We start from the raw sequence: 18,106 nt of genomic DNA, 5'->3' as shown, positions 1-18,106 counted from the left end.
CCTAGCGCTTGACCCGGAAGGTGTAGCTGAGCCCCAGCCCCGCGCTCCACTGGTTGCGGGAGCCGAGCTCGCGCACCACTGGCGACCTGGCCGCGTCGCCGACCAGCCGGTCGTAGCGCGCGATCCCGAACAGCCCGAACGGCCCGCGCCCGAGCTGGACGTTGCCGCCGCCCTGAAGCGCAACCGCGTGGATCCCGCTGCTCGGGCGATAAGCGGGCAGGCCCGAGGCCAGCGCCGCCTGCGGGGTCACGCCGAAAAAGGCGCGCTGGTATTTCGCGTCCGACCAGAGGACCCGCGGGCCCACCGCGAACAGGTAGCGGTCGCCGTCGCGCCAGACCTTGTCGACCCCGACATTGCCGACCAGCCCGTCGTGGCCGTTCAGCCCCTTGCGCAGCTCGCCGCGCAGCCGGAGCGTGTCGCTCAGCTGATATTGCGCGAAGCCGCCGACCTCGATCGTCGTCTTCACCCGCCCGAGCGGCGCGCCGACATCTTTGTCCTTGCGCCCCTGGGCGAGGTTCGCCGACGGCCCGAACGAGAAGTCGCCGCTCTTCACCAGCGGAACGCTGATCCCGTCGTCGGCGGCGTCGAAGCTGAACTCCTCGTCGCCCTTGGCGATGTCGATGCTCGGCAGCGCGGCGATCCGGAATTCGTCCGAGCCGAGGAACTTGGGCTTGATCTGCGCGCCCAGCCCCGCCCGTACGCGAAGGTCGGGCTTGTCCTGCGCAAGGGCGGCGCCGGGAGCGAGGAGGGCGATAGCGGCGATCAGGGGAAGATGCTTCATGGCCAGCCGAACCCGCGGCCACGCCGATGGTTGCAGCCGCGTACCGATTGTGTCGGAATCGCCACAAACAAAGAAGCGCCCGGCTCCTGAACCAGGAGCGGGCGCTTCCCCGGAGACGGACCGCAAGGACGCGATCGTCCCGGCGGTCCGGTGAACCGGTCGGCTTACATGCCGTTCGCGAGGTTGGTGTCGCGATCGTTGGTGTTCATGTCGGTCGCCATCATGTTGGCTTCGGTCGACCCATTGGTCGCCATGTTGCCGTCCATGCCGCCCATGCCGCCCATGTTGCCGCCCATCATGTTGGCATCCATCGGCGCCGCCATGTTGGCGTCCATCGACATGTTGTCGGCCATCATCAGGTTGGCATCGGCATTGTCGGCCTCGTTGGCATTGCTTCCGCAGGCCGCGAGGGAAAGGGCCGCACCAGCGACCAGGATCAGAGCACGCACGTCATTTCTCCCTTTATTGTAAGGGCCTGAACGCGGAACCGCGAACATGGGTCCGACTCTCCCGCAAGCCGGCCGCGCCGCCCTGACCGCCAGCCGCGCCCGCGCTACCGCGCGACCGGGCGCCAGAAGCCATAGCTGGCGATGGCGTAGAAGAGGATGTTCCACACGGCATTGGCGGGAATTCCGGCGGCGATCGAGCCGAGGCTGTCGGCGACGAACCAGCAGCTCAGCCCGACCAGCGCGGCCTTGCGGGTCGGCTCGGGCGCGACATCGTAGATCAGCCGTCCCATCAGTCACATGGTCACGCCCCAGCCGATCAGGATCCCGCCGAGGATCGGCGACAGCAGCCGCTCGGCCCCACCGTCGACCACCATGTCCCCGTCGAGCGGCCAGCTCAGGAGGTCGAGCGTCCAGTGAGTGATCCAAGAATAGGAGGAACCCGCCAGCATGAGCATCGGCGCCCCGCCGGCAATCACGATCGCCGCGACGAGGAACCAGCACTTCTGCATGTCATGAGTCATTCCGAACGTCCTTCTTCCTGCGTGTTCGACCGGTCGCCATGCCGCTCGCGGATCAGGCCCCTCGCGACTCCCTGTCAGCAATATGCTCGGCCTCGGCGATCAGCGCCTCGAGCGGGGCTGGTAGCCCCGCCACTGCCGGATCGGAATGCCGCTCGACTTGGGCTCTGGTGAAGCGGCGCCCAGGCGCCCGCGCGGCGAAGGCGGGATTGGCCCGGAACAGCCGCTTCATCACTTCCTTGTAGACCCGGTCCTTTCCACCGTCGCCGAGCACTAGGAGCCACGGCTGGCCCCTGACCCAAGCGCTGACGTCGGCGGCGAGCCCAAGGATGTCGGGCTGCTGGCCCGGGGCAAATTCCCCGGCAAGCTGCGCGGCGACGTCGCTCCGCCCGATGAGGCGGAGGCCGCGGCCGACCGGCTCGACGTCCTCGGCGGTCGCCCGCTCGCGCCACTCACCGTTGGAGCGGCTGTCGATCTCGCCCGACCAGCCATAGGCCGCCGCTACCGCAACCGCATCGGCGACCAGTTCGGCAGGCTCGAACAGGGCATCCTCCCGGGCATGGTCGACGAACATCGCCAGCGCCTCGGCGAGCGACCAGGTCTGCGCGCTGTCGAAGGCGCCCCGGGGCACGATCACCACGCCCAGGGCTTGCGGGAGGGGAGGCGACGTGCTCGCTTTCTTTCGTCCGAACACCGGCTTCAGCATTTCGCTCTCTCCCCGCACTTCACTCGCGGCGCAGCAGCACCGCCACGATCGCCTCGGCCGCCTCTTCGGCGCTCATTTCCGTCGTATCGATCCTGAGGTCGGGCCGCTCGGGCGCCTCGTAGGGGCTGTCGATACCGGTGAAATTCTTGATCTCGCCCGCGCGCGCCTTGGCATAGAGGCCCTTCACGTCCCGGGCCTCGGCCTCGGCCAGCGGCGCGTCGACAAACACTTCGAGGAATTCGCCCTCGGGCAGCATCCGCCGGACCAGCGCCCGCTCGGCCCGGAAGGGAGAGATGAAGGCGGTGATGACGATCAGCCCGGCGTCGGCCATCAGCCGCGCGACTTCGCCCACCCGTCGGATATTCTCGATCCGGTCCGCCTCGGTGAAACCGAGGTCGCGGCTCAGCCCGTGGCGGACATTGTCCCCGTCGAGGAGGAAGCTGTGCCGACCGAGGTCGAACAACCTTTTCTCGACCAGGTTGGCGATGGTCGACTTGCCCGCCCCGCTGAGGCCCGTCAGCCACACGACGCAGGGCCGCTGCCCCTTCTGCCGCGCATGGGCCTCGCGGCCGACCTCGATCGCCTGCCAGTGGACGTTCTGCGCCCGGCGCAGCGCGAAATTGATCATCCCGCAGGCAATTGTCGCATTGCTGCGCTTGTCGATCAGGATGAAGCCGCCGAGCGTCCGGCTGCGCTCATAGGGCTCGAACACGAGCGGCCGGTCGGTGGCAAACTCCACCACGCCGATCCCGTTCATCGCCAGCGTCTTCGCGGCCAGTTGCTCGCCGCTGTCGATACCCAGCTCATATTTGGGCTGCTGGACGGTCGCGGTGACGCACTGGCCCGCCATCTGCAGCCAGTAACCCCGCCCCGGCAGCAGGTCCTCGTCGCCAAGCCAGACGAGGCTCGCTTCGAACTGGTCGGAAACTTCGGGGGGATGGGCCTGCCCGGCGATGATCGACCCGCGCCCGCATTCGACCGCGTCGGTCAGCGTCAGGGTCACCGACTGGCCGGCCTCGGCCTCGCCGACCTCCCCATCGCCGAGGAAGATGCCCGCAACCCGGCTGGTCCGTCCCGACGGGAGCACGCGGACATCGTCACCGCGTCGCACCGAGCCGCCCGCGATCTGCCCGGCAAAGCCGCGAAAGTCCTGGTGCGGCCGGTTGACCCACTGGACCGGCATCCGCAGCGGCCCGGCCGCGTCGGACTCCGCGACCGGAATCGCATCCAGCGCTTCCATCAGGGTCGGCCCGCCGTACCAGGGCATGCGCGCCGACCGGGCGAAGACATTGTCCCCGCCCAGCCCCGACAGCGGAACGGCCTCCGCAGCGCCGAGTGCCGCCGCCTCGTCGGTGATCTTCTGGAACAGCTCGCGATCGAACCCGACGAGGTCCATCTTGTTGACCGCGAGGATCAGGTGCCGGACGCCCATCAGCCGGCAGATCGCGGCATGGCGCCGGGTCTGGGTCAGCACGCCCTTGCGCGCATCGACCAGCAGCACCGCGGCGTCGGCGGTCGAGGCGCCCGTCGCCATGTTGCGCGTATATTGCTCGTGGCCCGGACAGTCGGCGACGATGAAGCGCCGGGTCGCGCTCGAGAAAAAGCGATAGGCGACGTCGATGGTGATGCCCTGCTCGCGCTCGGCGGCGAGGCCATCGACCAGCAGCGCGAAGTCGATCTCCTGCCCCTGCGTCCCCACTCGCCTGCTGTCGCTTTCCAGCGCCGCAAGCTGGTCCTCCATCAGAGCCATGCTGTCGTGTAGCAGCCGCCCGATCAGGGTCGACTTGCCGTCGTCGACGCTGCCGCAGGTGATGAACCGCAGCAGGTCCATCAGAAATAGCCCTCACGCTTCTTCATCTCCATCGACGCGCTCTCGTCGCGGTCGATGACCCTGCCCTGCCGCTCGCTGGTTCGGAGCGCGGCCATCTCGGCGCGGACCTTGGCGATATCGTCGGCGTCGCTTTCCATCGCGCCTGTCAGCGGCCAGCAGCCCATCGTCCGGAAGCGCACCCGGCGCATCACCACTTCAGCAGGATCGAGGCCGGGGAAGCGCGCCGGATCGTCGACCATCAGCAAGGTCCCGTCGCGGACCACGGTCGGCCGCTCCGCCGCATAATAAAGCGGCACCAGCGGCACGTCCTCTCGGGCGACATAATCCCACACGTCGCGCTCGGTCCAGTTGGACAGGGGAAAGACGCGGATGCTCTCCCCGGGATGGACCCGCGCATTATAGTTGTTCCACGGTTCGGGCCGCTGCAACTTGGGGTCCCAGCCCCCGGCCGGCCCCCGGAAGGAGAAGATGCGCTCCTTTGCGCGCGCCTTTTCCTCGTCGCGCCGCCCGCCTCCGAACGCCGCGTCATGACCGCCCGCCGTCAGCGCGTCGCGCAGCGCCTCGGTCAGCATGGCCCGGGTATAGGCCGGGGTCGGCGTGTCGAACGGGCTCAGCGACGCCTCGTTGTGCCAGACCCTGAGATCGAGCCCGTGGCGTGACGCCATGGCGTCACGATGCTCGAGCATCGCCTGGAAATCCCATCCGCTCGCGATGTGCAGGAACGGGAAGGGCGGCGGCGCCGGCGCGAAGGCCTTCAGCGCCAGGTGGAGCATGACGCTCGAATCCTTGCCGATCGAATAGAGGAACACCGGCCGCCGGCAGGTCGCCACCACCTCCCGCAGGATGTGGATGCTCTCCGCTTCCAGCCGGTCGAGATGTGTCAGCCCCATGCCCCGCCTGAATGGCAAGGCCTAACGGCTGGCGCAATGGCACCGGCGCGCCTATGCGTGCGGCATCCCCGGGGAGCTCGCCTGAGCTGAGAGGGAGGCCTTGCAACCTCCGACCCGAGAACCTGATCCGGCTGACCCCGGCGGAGGAAGAGGAACACCACTATGGCCGACATCAACGCGCGCACCGAACTCACCGTCACCACCGGGCCGATCCGTGGCTCGACCAAGATCCATGTCGAAGGCCCGGGCGGGATCCGCGTCGCTATGCGCCAGGTCGAGCTCGAGCCGTCGAGCCTCGAGCCGCCGGTCACCCTCTACGACACCTCGGGCCCCTACACCGACCCCATCGCCCGGATCGACATCATGGCGGGGCTTCCTGAGCTTCGCCGCGAATGGATCCGCGCGCGCGGCGACGTCGAGGAGAAGCTCCAGCGCGAGGTCCGTCCCGAGGACAATGGCCAGTTGGGCCCGGACCGCTCGGGCGGGGTCCCGCCCTTCCCCGGCGTCCGTAAGACCGTGCTCCGCGCCAAGGCCGGCCAGAACGTCACGCAGATGCATTATGCCCGCCGCGGCATCATCACCCCCGAGATGGAATATGTCGCGGTCCGCGAGAATCTCGGCCGGCGCCAGCTGAAGGAAGCCGCGGCCCGCGACGGCGAAAGCTTCGGCGCCGCCGTCCCGGACTACGTCACCCCCGAATTCGTCCGCGACGAGGTCGCCCGCGGCCGCGCGATCATCCCCAACAACATCAACCACCCCGAAACCGAGCCGATGGCGATCGGCCGCAACTTCCTGGTCAAGATCAACGCCAACATCGGCAATTCGGCGGTCGCCTCCGACGTGGCCTCCGAAGTCGACAAGATGGTCTGGGCGATCCGCTGGGGCGCCGACACGGTCATGGACCTCTCGACCGGCCGCAACATCCACGACACGCGCGAGTGGATCCTGCGCAACTCGCCCGTGCCGATCGGCACCGTCCCCATCTACCAGGCGCTCGAGAAGGTCGGCGGCATTGCCGAGGACCTCAACTGGGAGATCTTCCGCGACACGCTGATCGAGCAGGCCGAGCAGGGCGTCGACTATTTCACCATCCACGCCGGGGTCCGGCTGCCCTACGTTCCGCTGACGGCGAAGCGCGTCACCGGCATCGTCAGCCGCGGCGGCTCGATCATGGCCAAATGGTGCCTCGCCCATCACCGCGAAAGCTTCCTCTACGAGAAGTTCGACGAGATCTGCGAGATCATGAAGGCCTATGACGTCGCCTTCTCCCTCGGCGACGGCCTTCGCCCCGGCTCGATCGCCGACGCCAATGACGAAGCGCAATTCGCCGAACTCTACACGCTCGGCGAGCTGACCAAAAAGGCGTGGGAGCACGACTGCCAGGTGATGATCGAGGGCCCCGGCCACGTGCCGATGCACAAGATCAAGGAGAATATGGACAAGCAGCTGGAAAGCTGCGGCGAGGCGCCCTTCTACACGCTCGGGCCGCTCACCACCGACATCGCGCCCGGCTACGACCACATCACCAGCGGCATCGGCGCCGCGATGATCGGCTGGTTCGGCACGGCAATGCTCTGCTACGTCACGCCCAAGGAGCATCTCGGCCTCCCCGACCGCGACGACGTCAAGGTCGGTGTCGTCACCTACAAGCTTGCCGCCCACGCCGCAGACCTCGCCAAGGGCCACCCCGCCGCCAAGGTCCGCGACGACGCTTTATCCCGCGCCCGCTTCGAATTCCGCTGGCGCGACCAGTTCCACCTGAGCCTCGATCCGGACACGGCCGAGCGCTACCACGACCAGACGCTCCCCGCCGAAGGCGCCAAGACCGCGCACTTCTGCTCGATGTGCGGGCCCAAATTCTGCTCGATGAAGATCACGCAGGAAGTCCGCGACTTCGCGGCGAAGCAGAACGCCCCCCTCGAGACCAGCAGCGTCGCGGTCGAGGAAGCCGAGGCCGGCATGGCCGAGATGAGCGAGAAATACCGCGCCGGCGGCAACGAGCTCTACATCGGCAGCAACGGCCGCGAGCACGACTGAGCCGGGCGGAGGTCGAAGAAAGGATCGCCGGGCGACCACGTGCACGACATTCTGATTTTCGTCGCGCTGGTCCTCGGCATCAATCTGCTCCCGGCGTTCGGGCCGCCGACCTGGTCGGTGATCGTCCTGTTCATGCTCAACAGCGAGGTCTCCGCCCCGGTCCTGATCGCGACCGGCGCGGCGGCAGCGGCGAGCGGGCGACTGCTCCTCGCCACCGCCACCCGCCTCGTCGGCGACCGCTTCCTCTCGGACCGCTCGCGCGCCAACCTCACCGCCGCCCGCGAAGCGCTCGAGAAGAACCGGCGCAACGGCCTGCTCGCACTCGGCCTGTTCGCTTTGTCACCGCTGCCGTCGGCGCAATTGTTCGAAGCCGCCGGCCTCGCCCGGGTTCGCCTCCTCCCCTTCACCCTCGCCTTCTTCGCCGGCCGCCTCGTCAGCTATTCCATCTATGCGCTCGCCGCCGATGGCCTCCGGGCGACCAGCCTCGGCGACAGCTTCCGCAAGGAGCTGACCAGCCCGCTTGGCATTGCGGTCCAGGTCGCCATGATCGGTGCCATCGTCCTCCTGATGCGGGTCGACTGGGCAAAGCGCCTCGGCCGCGACAAGCCGCCTTCCTGACCCTCGCGCAACGGCTCGTTTCGCCCCCGTTCACAAGCGACGAACCGAGTGCAAACGGGGGTTCGTTCAGGCAACGTCTCCGCCCCGACGCGCATTGAAGAAGCTCCTTGGAAGTATGCAAAGGAGACGCATGATGACCAGCCGACTGATGCTCGCCGCCGTGACCGCGGCCGTTGGCCTCGCCGCCGCCGCGACCCCCGCCGTCGCCCAGCAGTGGCGCTGGAACGAGGGCAATTGGCGGACCATCGGCACCGCCCGCGTCGACGGGCGCGACAGTGACACGATCCGCCTTCCCGGCGTCACCCGCCAGCGCGAGATCCGGGTCTGTGCGATCAACGCCCCGCTTCGCCTGCGCGATTTCGACATTCGCTTCGCCAATGGCGGCCGCCAGGACGTGAACACCCGCGCGATCCTCAATGCCGGGACCTGTACGCGGGCCGTCGACCTCCGCGGCAACCGCCGCGACGTGGAATCGGTCCGCCTCCGCTACGAGCCGGTCGCCTATCGCGCCAATCGCCCGGTCGTCCGCGTCCAGGTGCGCTGATGACCAAGTCGCCGCCCGTCCGGGTCTGTGCCCGGGCGGGCGGCGCCGCGCCAATGGGCCCCGGCGGCGCCTCGTGCGTTGCGTGACCATGCTCGAGAAACTTCCCCACTGGCTCGGCGCCGCGCTCGGCAATGTCCGGGCCGGGCACGACCGCCTCACCATCGCCGCTCTGTCCGAGGCGCCGCCCGCGACCATCCAGTTGACGAGTCCGGCCTTCGCGCCCGGCGGCCGACTGCCGCCGCGCTTCACCGCCGATGGCGACGGCCTGTCGCCGCCCCTGGTCTGGACCGGCATTCCCGCTGAAGCGGCCAGCCTGCTCCTGATCGTCGAGGACCCCGACGCTCCTGCGCCCAACCCCTTCGTTCATGCCATCGTGGCCGGGATCGATCCCGCCTCGAACCAGCTCGCCGAAGGCGCGATCATCGCCGACGGCGAGGGGCAGGACGGGCGGGACGTCGGTCGCAATAGCTATTTCGCCGAGGGCTGGCTTCCGCCCGATCCCCCGACCGGCCACGGTGCCCATGATTATGTCTTCCAGCTCTTCGCGCTGAAGGAGCAGGCCGCGGCCCCCGACCCCAATCCGGGCCGGAGCGACGTCCGCACGCTGCTTGCGGGCAATGTCCTTGCCGCCGGAATCCTCGTCGGCACCTATTCGCGCGGCGAGGAAGCCCCCGTCACCACCGAGGGCGCCGGCATCGCGCTCGCCTGACCGGCGCCCGCGCCGTCAGTCAGCCCCGCATCCGCGCCTCGAGCGCTTCCGAGCGCCGGGCGAGGTCGGCCACGTCACGGGGATCGAGTTCGGCCGCGAAGGCCAGACCCGCCTGCCGGCCGTCGCGCCAGCGAACCGTTCCCTGCGCGCTCGCCGCGCCCCAGTTCAGCGTCACCGGCGCGCCCGCTGCGACCAGCGCCGTGCCGCAGTCGAGCCGCGCGCCGCCCGCCGACAGGTCGACGATCTGCACGGGATAGCGCCGCCCGCCGAGGATCAGGAAGGCCGGAAGCGCCACGGTTACCCGCGGATGCAGGCGGCGATCGGCGTACGGGTCCGGCTCGGCTTGGGCGGTCAGTGCTGGGGTCATCGGCGGGCCATGAACCCATCCTAGGGGCAAAGCTGCTGCCAGAAGGTAAAGGGGCGGCAATCGTCCCGCATCGGATCCATCGCCGCTGGGAAGCGCTCGGCACGACGTCCTTTTGCGCCTTGCCTCCTGAAGGGGAAGCGGTCCACCATCGCCGGCGGGCGCATGGAGGCCCGGCCCGCATGATCGCCTTTCTTGCCTATCTGACCTTGCCCTTCGCCCCGCCGCCGCCGGTCATGGTCACGCCCGATCCGATCGGCACCGCTTTCTTCCGGCTGAAGACCATGGTCGGAACCTGGCGCCGGAAGGACGATCCATCGTCCCCGCTGCGGATCCGCTACTATCTTACGGCCAGGGACACGGTGCTGGTCGAGGAATGGACCGCCCGCGGCAAGCCGCACAGCCTCACCCTCTACCATCGCGACGGCAACACTCTGCTCGCGACCCATTACTGCCCGCAGGGCAACCAGCCGCGGCTGGCGCTCAGCGGCAACGGGCCGGCCATCCGCTTTGCCTTCCGGGACGCGACCGACCTCGATTCGGAGCGCGAAAGCCACCAGCATGCGCTGAGTTTCGACCTTGCCGATCCCGCGCACCCGGTGCGGGGGGAGACCTATCGCTCGGCCAGCGGCGACGAGAGCGATCGGATGGTGCTCGAACGCCTGCCCGACGCACCCTGAGCGCGCGGCTCGCCGGCAGGGCTTCACTAGTAGGATTTCGCATGATCTACGCTGGTCGATGCGCGACTCGATTGCCAACGACGACCCTGAAGACGATCGTCGCTCCCGCCACTGGACGGCGCTCCGTCAGTGCCGCTTCCTCGTCGCCCTTGAACAGACCCGCTGCGTCAGCGACGCGGCCGCTGCCGCGGGGCTGAGCCGCGAAAGCGCCTATCGCTTTCGCCGGCGCCATCCGGACAGCCTGTTCGCCCGCATGTGGGTTGCGATCATGCGGACCACGCCGGCCGGCGGGGTCACGGCTCGTCACCTTCGACGCCGCGCCATCCTTGGCGGTTTTTCGCCGCGGATGCGGTGGTGACGGGGACGGATCGGCACCCCGTCCTGTGTTACCTTCGTGACCCTGGCTTACTTCTTCGCCTTGAGCGACTGGACCGCCGCCAGAGTCTTCGAGACATGGTCCTTCCAGCTCAGCTCCGAGTGGACGTAGATGATCCGGCCGTCCTGCCCGATGACATAGCTGGTGCGGTTACTGAGCGGGGCGACCGGCAGCTTCACGTCATAGGCCTTGATCAGCTCGGGCGAGGCGGTCGCGACCGGGAACTGGCCGCGGCAGGCCTCGACGCTGAACTTCTTCAGGCTGTCGAGCCCGTCGGCGCTCATCCCCACGACCCGCGCGCCGGCCTTGCGGAACTGGGGCATCGCGTCGCTGAACGCCTTGGCCTCGAGCGTGCAGCCCTCGGTGAAGGCCTTGGGATAGAAATAGAGCACCAGCGGGCCGTTCTTGAGCTGGTCCTTGAGATGCAGGGTGAAGGGCTTGCCCGCCAGCGCGCCGGTGGTGGTGAAATCGGGCGCCTTAGCGCCGACCGGAAGCGCCGCGCTGAGCGGCGAGCAGGCGGTGAGGAGCAGGAAGGGCAGGAGGAAGCGGCGCATCGTTGGGCTCCTTGTCGGGCGTCAGGGAATTGCGGGCGAGTGTAGGCGTCCGTCCATCCCGGTGCCATCCGGGAAAAGGACCTTGTCCGGATGGAGCGGGACGAGCGTCCGGAAGAAGTCCCAGGCGGGCTCGAGGTCGGTGACCGGATCGCCCGTCGGCATGATCGGCGGACCGAAGATCGCGACCTTGCGGCCATAATCGGGACCCGCGGGGACGATCGGCACCCCCGCGGCAAGGGCGATCCGGTAGAAGCCGAGCCGCCAGTCCTGCGTCGGCTGGCGGGTGCCTTCGGGGGCGATGACGAGGAGCATCCTGTCGGCCCGGCGGAGCTCGGCGCTGACCTGCGCGACGAGGTCGTTGCGCTTGGTCCGCTCGACCGGGATCCCGCCCAGCCCGCGCATGAAGCGGGCCATGGGACCGAACTTGAACAGGCTCGACTTGCCGATGTAGCGCCCCTCGACGCCCAGCTCCTCCATCGCCCCGACGAAGACGAGGAAATCCCAGTTGCTGGTATGCGGCGCGCCCATCACCACCGCCTTGTCGGGCAGCGGCAGTTGGCCCTCGACGCTCCACCCGTTCCGCTCGAACCAGCGGAGGAAGCCGCGCTTCACCCAGCGGGCGGGTCGGGAGAGCGGCGGGGTCGAAGCGCGATCGGTCACGGCGCCGTTACAGCCCGTCTTGGGGGGCCGAGGCAAGAAAAAGGGCCGCCCGCAGCGCGAGCGACCCTCCTTCGTGCCAAGCCTTGCGGCTTAGTTCGAGCTGTTGCCCGAGACCGTGTCGTCGGCGCTGTTGCCGTCGAGGTCCGCGCTGGTGCGGGTCGCGTCGGCCTTTTCCTCGCCCTTCTCGCGAACCTGGCTGGCTTGGTTCTCGAGCGCATCTTCCTGAGCGTCGGTCGCGGCGTTGTCGGCGGCTTCCTCGAGGTTGTCGGCAGTCATCTCGGCATTGGCCTCGATGTTGTCGGCAGCCTGCTCCTGCGGCGTGTTGTTGTTGCAGGCGGCAAGGGCAGCGAGGCCCGCGGCCACCATGGTGAGCTTGAACTTGTTCATGAGCGTCTTTTCCCCGTTGAAAGGTAAGCACCGCGGCCCGGGAGCCGCGGTGCACAGGATGCGTGCTCATCCCAGCAGGCACAAGCGCGCAAGCGACCCTTCCGTTCCCGGAACGACCAACTTTTGTTACGGCTCGATGATCGCAAGGGTCCGGCGGTCGCGTTCGCCGCCGTAGAAAGCCTCGATCGCCCGGCCGAAGATCGGCCCGCCGCCGGCGGCCTCGAAGAGGGTCAGGCAGGAGAGAAGCTTGATCCCGTCGACTACGCCCATGATTTCGCCCGCGGTCCGGCGCCCGGCATGGCCGAGCAGGGCTTCGATGCATTCCACCAGGCGCGTGCCGAGCAAGGGGTGATGGAGATAAGCCCGCGCCTCGGCGAGGTCCTCGAGCCCGTAGCGGTCGGCCATGATGCTGAAGCCGAGCCCGCGTAGCTGCGGGAGAACGAACCACATCCAGTGGGTTCGCTTCTCGCCGGCGCGAAGCTCGGCCAGCGCCATTTCATAGACCCCACCCTGCGCGGCGACGAACCGCGCGAGGCTCAGTCGATGAGCGCTGGCAAGATCCAGACCGCCGACATGGCGACAACGATCAGCAGGAGTGATATTCCCAATATCCACCGCACCACCCCTTCCTGGCGTGCTCCGGTCACCTGCTCTGCGCTATAGTGACGCTCGTCCGAAATCATGTCGGCTCTCCCTCGTTGATAGAAACGAAGATGAGGCCAGCATAACGGAAACACCCGCCGATAGCGAGGGAGCCCGGGGTGGTACAAAGGACACCCCGGCGGCGCGGTGCGTTCGGGGGCTGCCCATTCGACCGCAACAAAGGAAAAAGTCATGCCTACCGTCTTCGTCACCGGCGCAAGCCGCGGCCTCGGCCTCGAGTTCGTGCGCCAGTATCGCGCCGCGGGCTGGGACGTCATCGCCACCGTCCGCGAGCCGTCCGCCGAGCTCGACGGCCTCGGCGCCGAGGTTCGCCATCTCGACATGAGCGATGCCGGTGCGGTGAGCGCGATGCGGGCGGGAAAGCCGCTCGATCTCCTCATCGCCAATGCCGGCACCTACGGCCCGCGCGAGGCCGAAGACGCGGCCTCGGCCCACCAATGGCTCGACACGTTCGCGGTCAACACCGTCGCCCCCTATCTCCTCGCCAAGGCGCTTCAGCCCGACGTCAGCGCGGCGAAGGGCAAGCTCATCGCGATCAGCACGCGGATGGGCTCGCTCGCCGATAACGGTTCTGGCGGGTTCCTCGCCTATCGCTCGAGCAAGACCGCGCTCAACATGGCGTGGAAGACGCTCGCGCTCACCCACACCGACCTCGTCTGCACCATGCTCCACCCCGGCTGGGTCCAGACCCGGATGGGCGGAAGCAATGCTCCGGTCACGCCCGAGCAGAGCATCGCCGGCATGATGGACGTCATCGCGGGCCTGACGGCCAAGGACAGCGGCGCTTTCTTCGACTATCAGGGGCAGCGCGTTCCCTGGTGACCTTGCCAAGCGGGCGACTCGCCGCTAGGGGGCGCTCCTTTCCAGATCGTTGGAAAAACCACCGGGCCGGCCAGTCAGGGCTGCCGTGTCAGGTGAGAAACGTCGCCCGCTCGCGGGCAGCACAGGAGACGAAATGCCCAAGCTCAAGACCAAGAGCGGCGTCAAGAAGCGCTTCAAGCTCACCGCCACTGGCAAGGTGAAGCACGGAGTCGCCGGCAAGCGCCACCGGCTCATCAGCCACAACGCCAAGTACATCCGCCAGAACCGCGGCACCGAAGTTCTCGCCGAAGCCGATACGGCCCGCGTGAAGCTCTGGGCCCCCTACGGTCTCAAGTAAGGAGTTCTGACAGATGGCACGCGTCAAGAGGGGTGTAACCACCCGCGCCAAGCACAAGCGCATCCTTGAACAGGCGAAGGGCTATTATGGCCGTCGCAAGAACACGATCCGCATTGCCCGTCAGGCGGTCGAGAAGGCCGGGCAGTACGCCTACCGCGACCGCAAGGTGAAGAAGCGGAGCTTCCGCGCTTTGTGGATCCAGCGCATCAACGCCGCGGTCCGCGCCGAGAACCTGACCTATGGTCAGTTCATGCACGCGCTGAAGCTTTCGGGCATCGACCTCGACCGCAAGGTCCTGGCCGACATGGCGATGCACGAGGGTGCCGCTTTCTCCGCGCTCATCGCGCAGGCGAAGAAGGCGCTTCCGAACGACGGCGACCGCTCGGCTCAGGCCGCCGCGTAACGCCGCACTTCGGTGACGATATCAGGGGCGCTCCGGGCAACCGGGGCGCCCTTTTTCGTGTCGGCCACTTTTTGGGGTAGACGGCCACATGTATCTGTTTGCTGGTTTCCGGGCTCATCCGCCGGTGATCGAGCATCAAGAGGTCGAGGCGGCCCTCGCCACGACGCGCCCTTCCCTTTTCCTCGTCGCGGGCGGCCACCGCGGTCTTTCCGATCCCCACTCAATCTTCGCATGGGGGTTCGCGGAAGACTGGACGAAGCCGCTGACGAGGCCGGTCGAGCAGCCTGCTGAACTGATGGCGAAGGGTTGGCTCAGCGCGAACTCGCTCCGCCTGAGCTACGCCGCTACGCTCTGCTCCGCCGCAAAGGCTAGCCTGTCCGAAGCCCTCATCTATGATGATTATCACCGCAGCGTGCTCCAGTGGACGGGCTTCGAGCTCGCCCTGACGCTCCACGAACGCGTCCGCACGATCATCGACGCTCTCGAACGTCCGGAAGAGCGACCATCCGTCCATCGTCAGCAGCTGCTGATCCGCGTCACGACCGAGCCGTTCGACTTCCCGCAGCCGCGCGGCAATGCCGACCCGTGGATCGGGCGGCCCGAGGACCTCGCTCCGCTGCAGACCTTTGCCCGCCTCGACTGCAGCGACATCGCGCTGGCGGTTGTAGGGCTAAGCGAGGGGTCCGGCCCAAGCCTCGCCGAGCGCTACGGGCGCAACGTCGAAGCGGTCATTCGGGTGCGCGCCGGCTGACGGTCCGTCGCTTTCAGGGGGCGACGGGCTCGCGCTCCAAGGTCGAGCGGTCCCAGTTCGCGAGGTCGGCCGCGGCGGCGTAGGTCAACTCGAGGAAATCGAGCAGCATCGCTGCCGGGTCGCCCGCCGCGCGCACTTCGTCATAGCGCAGGACGAATTCGCCAAGCGACTGGTCGAATTGGCCGGCCGCCACCTGCGCCTCGGCAAAGCCTGGCGGCGAAGGATAAGCGTAGCTGTAGAAGATTGGGTCGGCGCCCACGATCCCGCCCGGCCAGAAGCCCGCGCTCGACACTTCGTGGCTATAGGCTTCGCGCGTGACGCGGTCGGGGAGGCCGGGGATGCCGCCGGGATGCACCGGCGCGGCGCGGCCCGAGAAGCGCGTCACGGCAAGGTCGAAGCTGCCCCACCAGAAATGGACCGGGCTGACCTTGCCGGCGAAGCCCGCGCGGAAGCGTTCGAAGACGGGGACGATATGGGCAAGCGCGTCGCGGAGGCGTTCGGCACTGTCCGGACGATAGTCGATTGGGCGCTCGTCCGCGGCAAAGGGGAGCGCATCCTCAACCTCGTTCGGGCGGCCGTGAAAGCTGCTCGGCAGCCGATGGCGATCGAGCATCGCGACCAAGTCGCGGTGCAGGCTTGCGATCGACGGCTGGGCAAGCGGTGCGGCGTCGCTTGCGCCTTCGCTGGTTGTCAGGTGGATGTGGTGGTCGCACAGGTCGATCGACAGCGAATATCGACGCGGCCCCGCCGCGATCGGGGCGGTGGCAAATCCGCTGGCGCTCGGCTGAAGCGCTGCGTGCCAGCCGTGATTGACCCAGTCGGCATGCGCGATCCGGAGCTTTCCGAGCATCTGGCTGGCGAGGTGAAGAACGCTCCAAGTACCCGCGTCGCGCGCCGGATCGAGCGCCGGCCAGCTCACGCGGTGGCCTTCACCTGCTGGCGGAAACGGTGAAGGAGCGGCTCCGTATAGCCATTGGGCTGCTCGAGGCCCTCGAAAATCAGCGCGCGGGCGGCCTGGAAGGCAAGGCTGGCGTCGGGGTTCGGCGCCATGGGGCGATAGAGCGGATCGCCCTCGTTCTGGGCGTCGACTTTGGCGGCCATGCGGCGGAGCGACTCCTCGACCTGCTCACGGGTGCAGACTCCGTGGAGAAGCCAGTTGGCAAGGTGCTGCGAACTGATCCGAAGCGTCGCCCGATCCTCCATCATGCCGATGTCGTGGATGTCGGGGACCTTGGAGCAGCCGACGCCCTGGTCGACCCAGCGGACGACATAGCCGAGGATGCCCTGCGCATTATTGTCGAGCTCGGCCGTGATGTCCTCGGCAGACCAGTTGATGCCCCGGGCGAGCGGGATGCTCAGGAGGTCGCGCAAGGGCGGCTCGGGCGTCCCGCGGAGCGCGTCGCGGCAGGCGAATACATCGACCTGATGATAATGGACGGCGTGGAGCGTGGCCGCGGTCGGGCTCGGCACCCATGCGGTGTTGGCGCCCGTCTTCGGATGCCCGACTTTCTGCGCGAGCATGTCCGCCATGCGGTCGGGCGCGGCCCACATGCCCTTGCCGATCTGTGCCTTGCCGCCGAGCCCGCAGGCCAGGCCAATGGCGACATTGCGGCCTTCATAGGCCTTGATCCAAGCGCTCTCCTTCATCTCCGCCTTGCGGATCATCGGGCCCGCCTGCATCGCGCTGTGCATCTCGTCGCCGGTGCGATCGAGGAAGCCCGTGTTGATGAAAAAGATCCGGTCGCGGACGGCATGGATGGTGGCGGCGAGATTGGCCGAGGTGCGGCGCTCCTCGTCCATCACCCCGACTTTCAGCGTGTTGCGGGCGAGACCGAGCAGGTCCTCGACCGCGGCGAAGAGCGCGTCGGTGAAGGCCGCTTCCTCCGGGCCGTGCATCTTGGGTTTGACGATATAGACCGAGCCGGCGCGGCTGTTGCGGAAGCGGCCGAGGCCACGGAGGTCGTAGAGTGCAATCAGGCTGGTGACGATGGCGTCGAGGATCCCCTCGGGACCCTCCGCGCCGTCCGCGAGCCGGACCGCGGGATTGGTCATCAGGTGGCCGACGTTGCGGACGAGGAGCAGGCTTCGGCCGGGAAGCGTCAGGGGGGTGCCATCGAGCGCGGTCCAGTGGCGGTCTTCGGCGAGCGAGCGGGTCTGGCTCCGACCGCCCTTGTCAAAGCTGGCCTCGAGGTCGCCGCGCATCAGGCCGAGCCAGTTGCGGTAAGCCGCGACCTTGTCCTCGGCATCGACGGCGGCAACGCTGTCTTCCAGGTCGCAGATGGTGCTGAGGGCGCTTTCAAGGATGACGTCGGCGATGCCGTCGGGGTCGTCGCGCCCGATCGGGTGCGAGGGATCGATGACCAGCTCGACGTGAAGACCGTGGTGGGCGAAGAGAAGGCCACCGTCGCGGCGCGCGACGAGATGCTCGCAAGTCCCGCCGTCGAGGGCGGCCTGCCACCCCGGAATGGCCTCGTCGAGGAAGCGGCGGGCGAAGGCGATCACCTCGGCGCCGCGGGCCTTGTCATAGCCGCCGGCCGGGGGGAGGCTGCCAAGCGCATCGGTGCCGTAGAGCGCGTCATAGAGGCTCCCCCAGCGTGCGTTGGCGGCGTTGAGGAGGAAGCGGGCGTTGAGGATCGGGACCACCAGCTGGGGCCCGGCCATGGTCGCGATCTCGGGGTCGATGCGGTCGGAGCCGATGTGGAAAAGGGCGGGTTCGGGGACGAGATAGCCGATCTCGCGGAGGAAGCCTTCGTAGGCCACCGGGTCGCTATCCTGGCCGCCGTGGGTGCGGTGCCAGTCGTCGAGCTGTTGCTGAAGTCGGTCGCGCGTCTCGAGCAGGGCCCGGTTGCGCGGGGTAAAGCGGGCGAAGATGTCCTCCACCCCATCCCAGAAGGCCCGGCGATCAAGCGCCAGGCCGGGCAGCACTTCTTCGTCGATGAAGGCGGCGAGGCAGGGATCGACGGTCAGGCGGGTCGTGGTGGCGGCATCCATCAACGCGGCACTTTCTGAAGCTCTGGGATAGGGAA

General features: G+C 68.1%; 24 protein-coding genes. 10 read left to right on the top strand and 14 right to left on the bottom strand.

The features are described 5' to 3' along the window. Window position 1: 1 nt before the first annotated feature. The 7 genes from AC4GYU_RS03955 to cysD all read right to left on the bottom strand — a co-directional run bounded on the left by AC4GYU_RS03955 (window position 2) and on the right by cysD (window position 5,175). Entirely contained in the window at window positions 2-781 is a 780-nt protein-coding gene (locus AC4GYU_RS03955) for a MipA/OmpV family protein (RefSeq protein ID WP_491085599.1), read from the bottom strand. A gap of 164 nt (window positions 782-945) precedes the next feature. Further along, window positions 946-1,230, bottom strand: coding sequence for a hypothetical protein (locus AC4GYU_RS03950; RefSeq protein ID WP_491085598.1), 285 nt, complete (start codon window positions 1,228-1,230; stop codon window positions 946-948). 104 nt (window positions 1,231-1,334) lie between these two features. Further along, the gene (locus AC4GYU_RS03945; RefSeq protein WP_491085597.1) at window positions 1,335-1,520 is read right to left on the bottom strand and encodes a hypothetical protein; all 186 of its coding nucleotides are present in this window, start codon (window positions 1,518-1,520) and stop codon (window positions 1,335-1,337) included. A gap of 3 nt (window positions 1,521-1,523) precedes the next feature. Beyond that, complete coding sequence (locus tag AC4GYU_RS03940) at window positions 1,524-1,751, bottom strand: hypothetical protein (protein WP_491085596.1); 228 nt, start codon at window positions 1,749-1,751, stop codon at window positions 1,524-1,526. 52 nt (window positions 1,752-1,803) lie between these two features. After that, on the bottom strand, window positions 1,804-2,454 hold the full coding sequence (locus AC4GYU_RS03935) for a hypothetical protein (protein WP_491085595.1): 651 nt from the start codon (window positions 2,452-2,454) through the stop codon (window positions 1,804-1,806). A gap of 19 nt (window positions 2,455-2,473) precedes the next feature. Then, on the bottom strand, window positions 2,474-4,285 hold the full coding sequence (gene cysC, locus AC4GYU_RS03930; RefSeq protein ID WP_491085594.1) for an adenylyl-sulfate kinase: 1,812 nt from the start codon (window positions 4,283-4,285) through the stop codon (window positions 2,474-2,476). Continuing rightward, window positions 4,285-5,175: a sulfate adenylyltransferase subunit CysD gene (cysD, locus tag AC4GYU_RS03925; protein ID WP_491085593.1), complete on the bottom strand. Its 891-nt coding sequence runs from the start codon at window positions 5,173-5,175 to the stop codon at window positions 4,285-4,287. Before cysD ends, cysC begins: the two co-directional genes overlap by 1 nt. A 162-nt stretch (window positions 5,176-5,337) precedes the next feature. Here cysD and thiC point away from each other — a divergent pair, with 162 nt between their 5' ends. From thiC to AC4GYU_RS03905, 4 genes are all read left to right on the top strand, one after another. Further along, window positions 5,338-7,212 (top strand): phosphomethylpyrimidine synthase ThiC, encoded by a 1,875-nt coding sequence (gene thiC / locus AC4GYU_RS03920; protein ID WP_491085592.1) that lies wholly within the window; start codon window positions 5,338-5,340, stop codon window positions 7,210-7,212. A 39-nt stretch (window positions 7,213-7,251) separates the two neighbouring features. After that, entirely contained in the window at window positions 7,252-7,830 is a 579-nt protein-coding gene (locus tag AC4GYU_RS03915; RefSeq protein WP_491085591.1) for a hypothetical protein, read from the top strand. 130 nt (window positions 7,831-7,960) lie between these two features. Continuing rightward, window positions 7,961-8,374 carry a DUF2541 family protein gene (locus AC4GYU_RS03910; protein WP_491085590.1) on the top strand — a complete coding sequence of 138 codons (414 nt, stop codon included), beginning with the start codon at window positions 7,961-7,963 and terminating at the stop codon, window positions 8,372-8,374. 88 nt (window positions 8,375-8,462) lie between these two features. Further along, window positions 8,463-9,083 carry a YbhB/YbcL family Raf kinase inhibitor-like protein gene (locus AC4GYU_RS03905; RefSeq protein ID WP_491085589.1) on the top strand — a complete coding sequence of 207 codons (621 nt, stop codon included), beginning with the start codon at window positions 8,463-8,465 and terminating at the stop codon, window positions 9,081-9,083. A gap of 19 nt (window positions 9,084-9,102) precedes the next feature. Here AC4GYU_RS03905 and AC4GYU_RS03900 read toward each other — a convergent pair whose 3' ends face one another. Beyond that, a complete protein-coding gene (locus AC4GYU_RS03900; protein ID WP_491085588.1) occupies window positions 9,103-9,450 on the bottom strand; it encodes a PilZ domain-containing protein in 348 nt (115 codons plus the stop codon). 179 nt (window positions 9,451-9,629) lie between these two features. On the opposite strand from AC4GYU_RS03900, the gene AC4GYU_RS03895 reads away from it, so the two are divergent. Then, window positions 9,630-10,127, top strand: coding sequence for a hypothetical protein (locus AC4GYU_RS03895; RefSeq protein ID WP_491085587.1), 498 nt, complete (start codon window positions 9,630-9,632; stop codon window positions 10,125-10,127). A gap of 58 nt (window positions 10,128-10,185) precedes the next feature. Next, window positions 10,186-10,485, top strand: a complete 300-nt coding sequence (locus tag AC4GYU_RS03890; protein WP_491085586.1) for a hypothetical protein — start codon at window positions 10,186-10,188, stop codon at window positions 10,483-10,485. Between the two features lie 47 nt (window positions 10,486-10,532). On the opposite strand, the gene AC4GYU_RS03885 is transcribed toward AC4GYU_RS03890, so the two are convergent. The 4 genes from AC4GYU_RS03885 to AC4GYU_RS03870 form a co-directional block, all read right to left on the bottom strand. Then, window positions 10,533-11,057 (bottom strand): peroxiredoxin, encoded by a 525-nt coding sequence (locus AC4GYU_RS03885; RefSeq protein ID WP_491085585.1) that lies wholly within the window; start codon window positions 11,055-11,057, stop codon window positions 10,533-10,535. A gap of 21 nt (window positions 11,058-11,078) precedes the next feature. Continuing rightward, window positions 11,079-11,717, bottom strand: coding sequence for a 1-acyl-sn-glycerol-3-phosphate acyltransferase (locus AC4GYU_RS03880; protein WP_491085584.1), 639 nt, complete (start codon window positions 11,715-11,717; stop codon window positions 11,079-11,081). A 90-nt stretch (window positions 11,718-11,807) separates the two neighbouring features. Beyond that, entirely contained in the window at window positions 11,808-12,104 is a 297-nt protein-coding gene (locus AC4GYU_RS03875) for a hypothetical protein (protein ID WP_491085583.1), read from the bottom strand. 126 nt (window positions 12,105-12,230) lie between these two features. Continuing rightward, window positions 12,231-12,719 (bottom strand): DUF1810 domain-containing protein, encoded by a 489-nt coding sequence (locus AC4GYU_RS03870; RefSeq protein WP_491085582.1) that lies wholly within the window; start codon window positions 12,717-12,719, stop codon window positions 12,231-12,233. A 219-nt stretch (window positions 12,720-12,938) separates the two neighbouring features. On the opposite strand from AC4GYU_RS03870, the gene AC4GYU_RS03865 reads away from it, so the two are divergent. The 4 genes from AC4GYU_RS03865 to AC4GYU_RS03850 all read left to right on the top strand — a co-directional run bounded on the left by AC4GYU_RS03865 (window position 12,939) and on the right by AC4GYU_RS03850 (window position 15,080). Further along, entirely contained in the window at window positions 12,939-13,589 is a 651-nt protein-coding gene (locus AC4GYU_RS03865) for an SDR family oxidoreductase (RefSeq protein WP_491085581.1), read from the top strand. A gap of 133 nt (window positions 13,590-13,722) precedes the next feature. Beyond that, window positions 13,723-13,926, top strand: a complete 204-nt coding sequence (rpmI, locus tag AC4GYU_RS03860) for a 50S ribosomal protein L35 (protein ID WP_491085580.1) — start codon at window positions 13,723-13,725, stop codon at window positions 13,924-13,926. Window positions 13,927-13,939: 13 nt separating this feature from the next. Next, entirely contained in the window at window positions 13,940-14,329 is a 390-nt protein-coding gene (gene rplT / locus AC4GYU_RS03855; protein WP_344695847.1) for a 50S ribosomal protein L20, read from the top strand. 88 nt (window positions 14,330-14,417) lie between these two features. Next, window positions 14,418-15,080 (top strand): hypothetical protein, encoded by a 663-nt coding sequence (locus tag AC4GYU_RS03850; protein ID WP_491085579.1) that lies wholly within the window; start codon window positions 14,418-14,420, stop codon window positions 15,078-15,080. 13 nt (window positions 15,081-15,093) lie between these two features. On the opposite strand, the gene AC4GYU_RS03845 is transcribed toward AC4GYU_RS03850, so the two are convergent. Next, a complete protein-coding gene (locus AC4GYU_RS03845) occupies window positions 15,094-15,999 on the bottom strand; it encodes a DUF5996 family protein (RefSeq protein WP_491085578.1) in 906 nt (301 codons plus the stop codon). Next, the gene (locus AC4GYU_RS03840) at window positions 15,996-18,071 is read right to left on the bottom strand and encodes a malate synthase G (protein ID WP_491085577.1); all 2,076 of its coding nucleotides are present in this window, start codon (window positions 18,069-18,071) and stop codon (window positions 15,996-15,998) included. Before AC4GYU_RS03840 ends, AC4GYU_RS03845 begins: the two co-directional genes overlap by 4 nt. Between the last annotated feature and the right edge of the window lie 35 nt (window positions 18,072-18,106).

The sequence above is a fragment of the Sphingomonas sp. SP2 genome (assembly GCF_058313385.1).
This window is presented reverse-complemented; position numbering and strand designations above follow the sequence as displayed.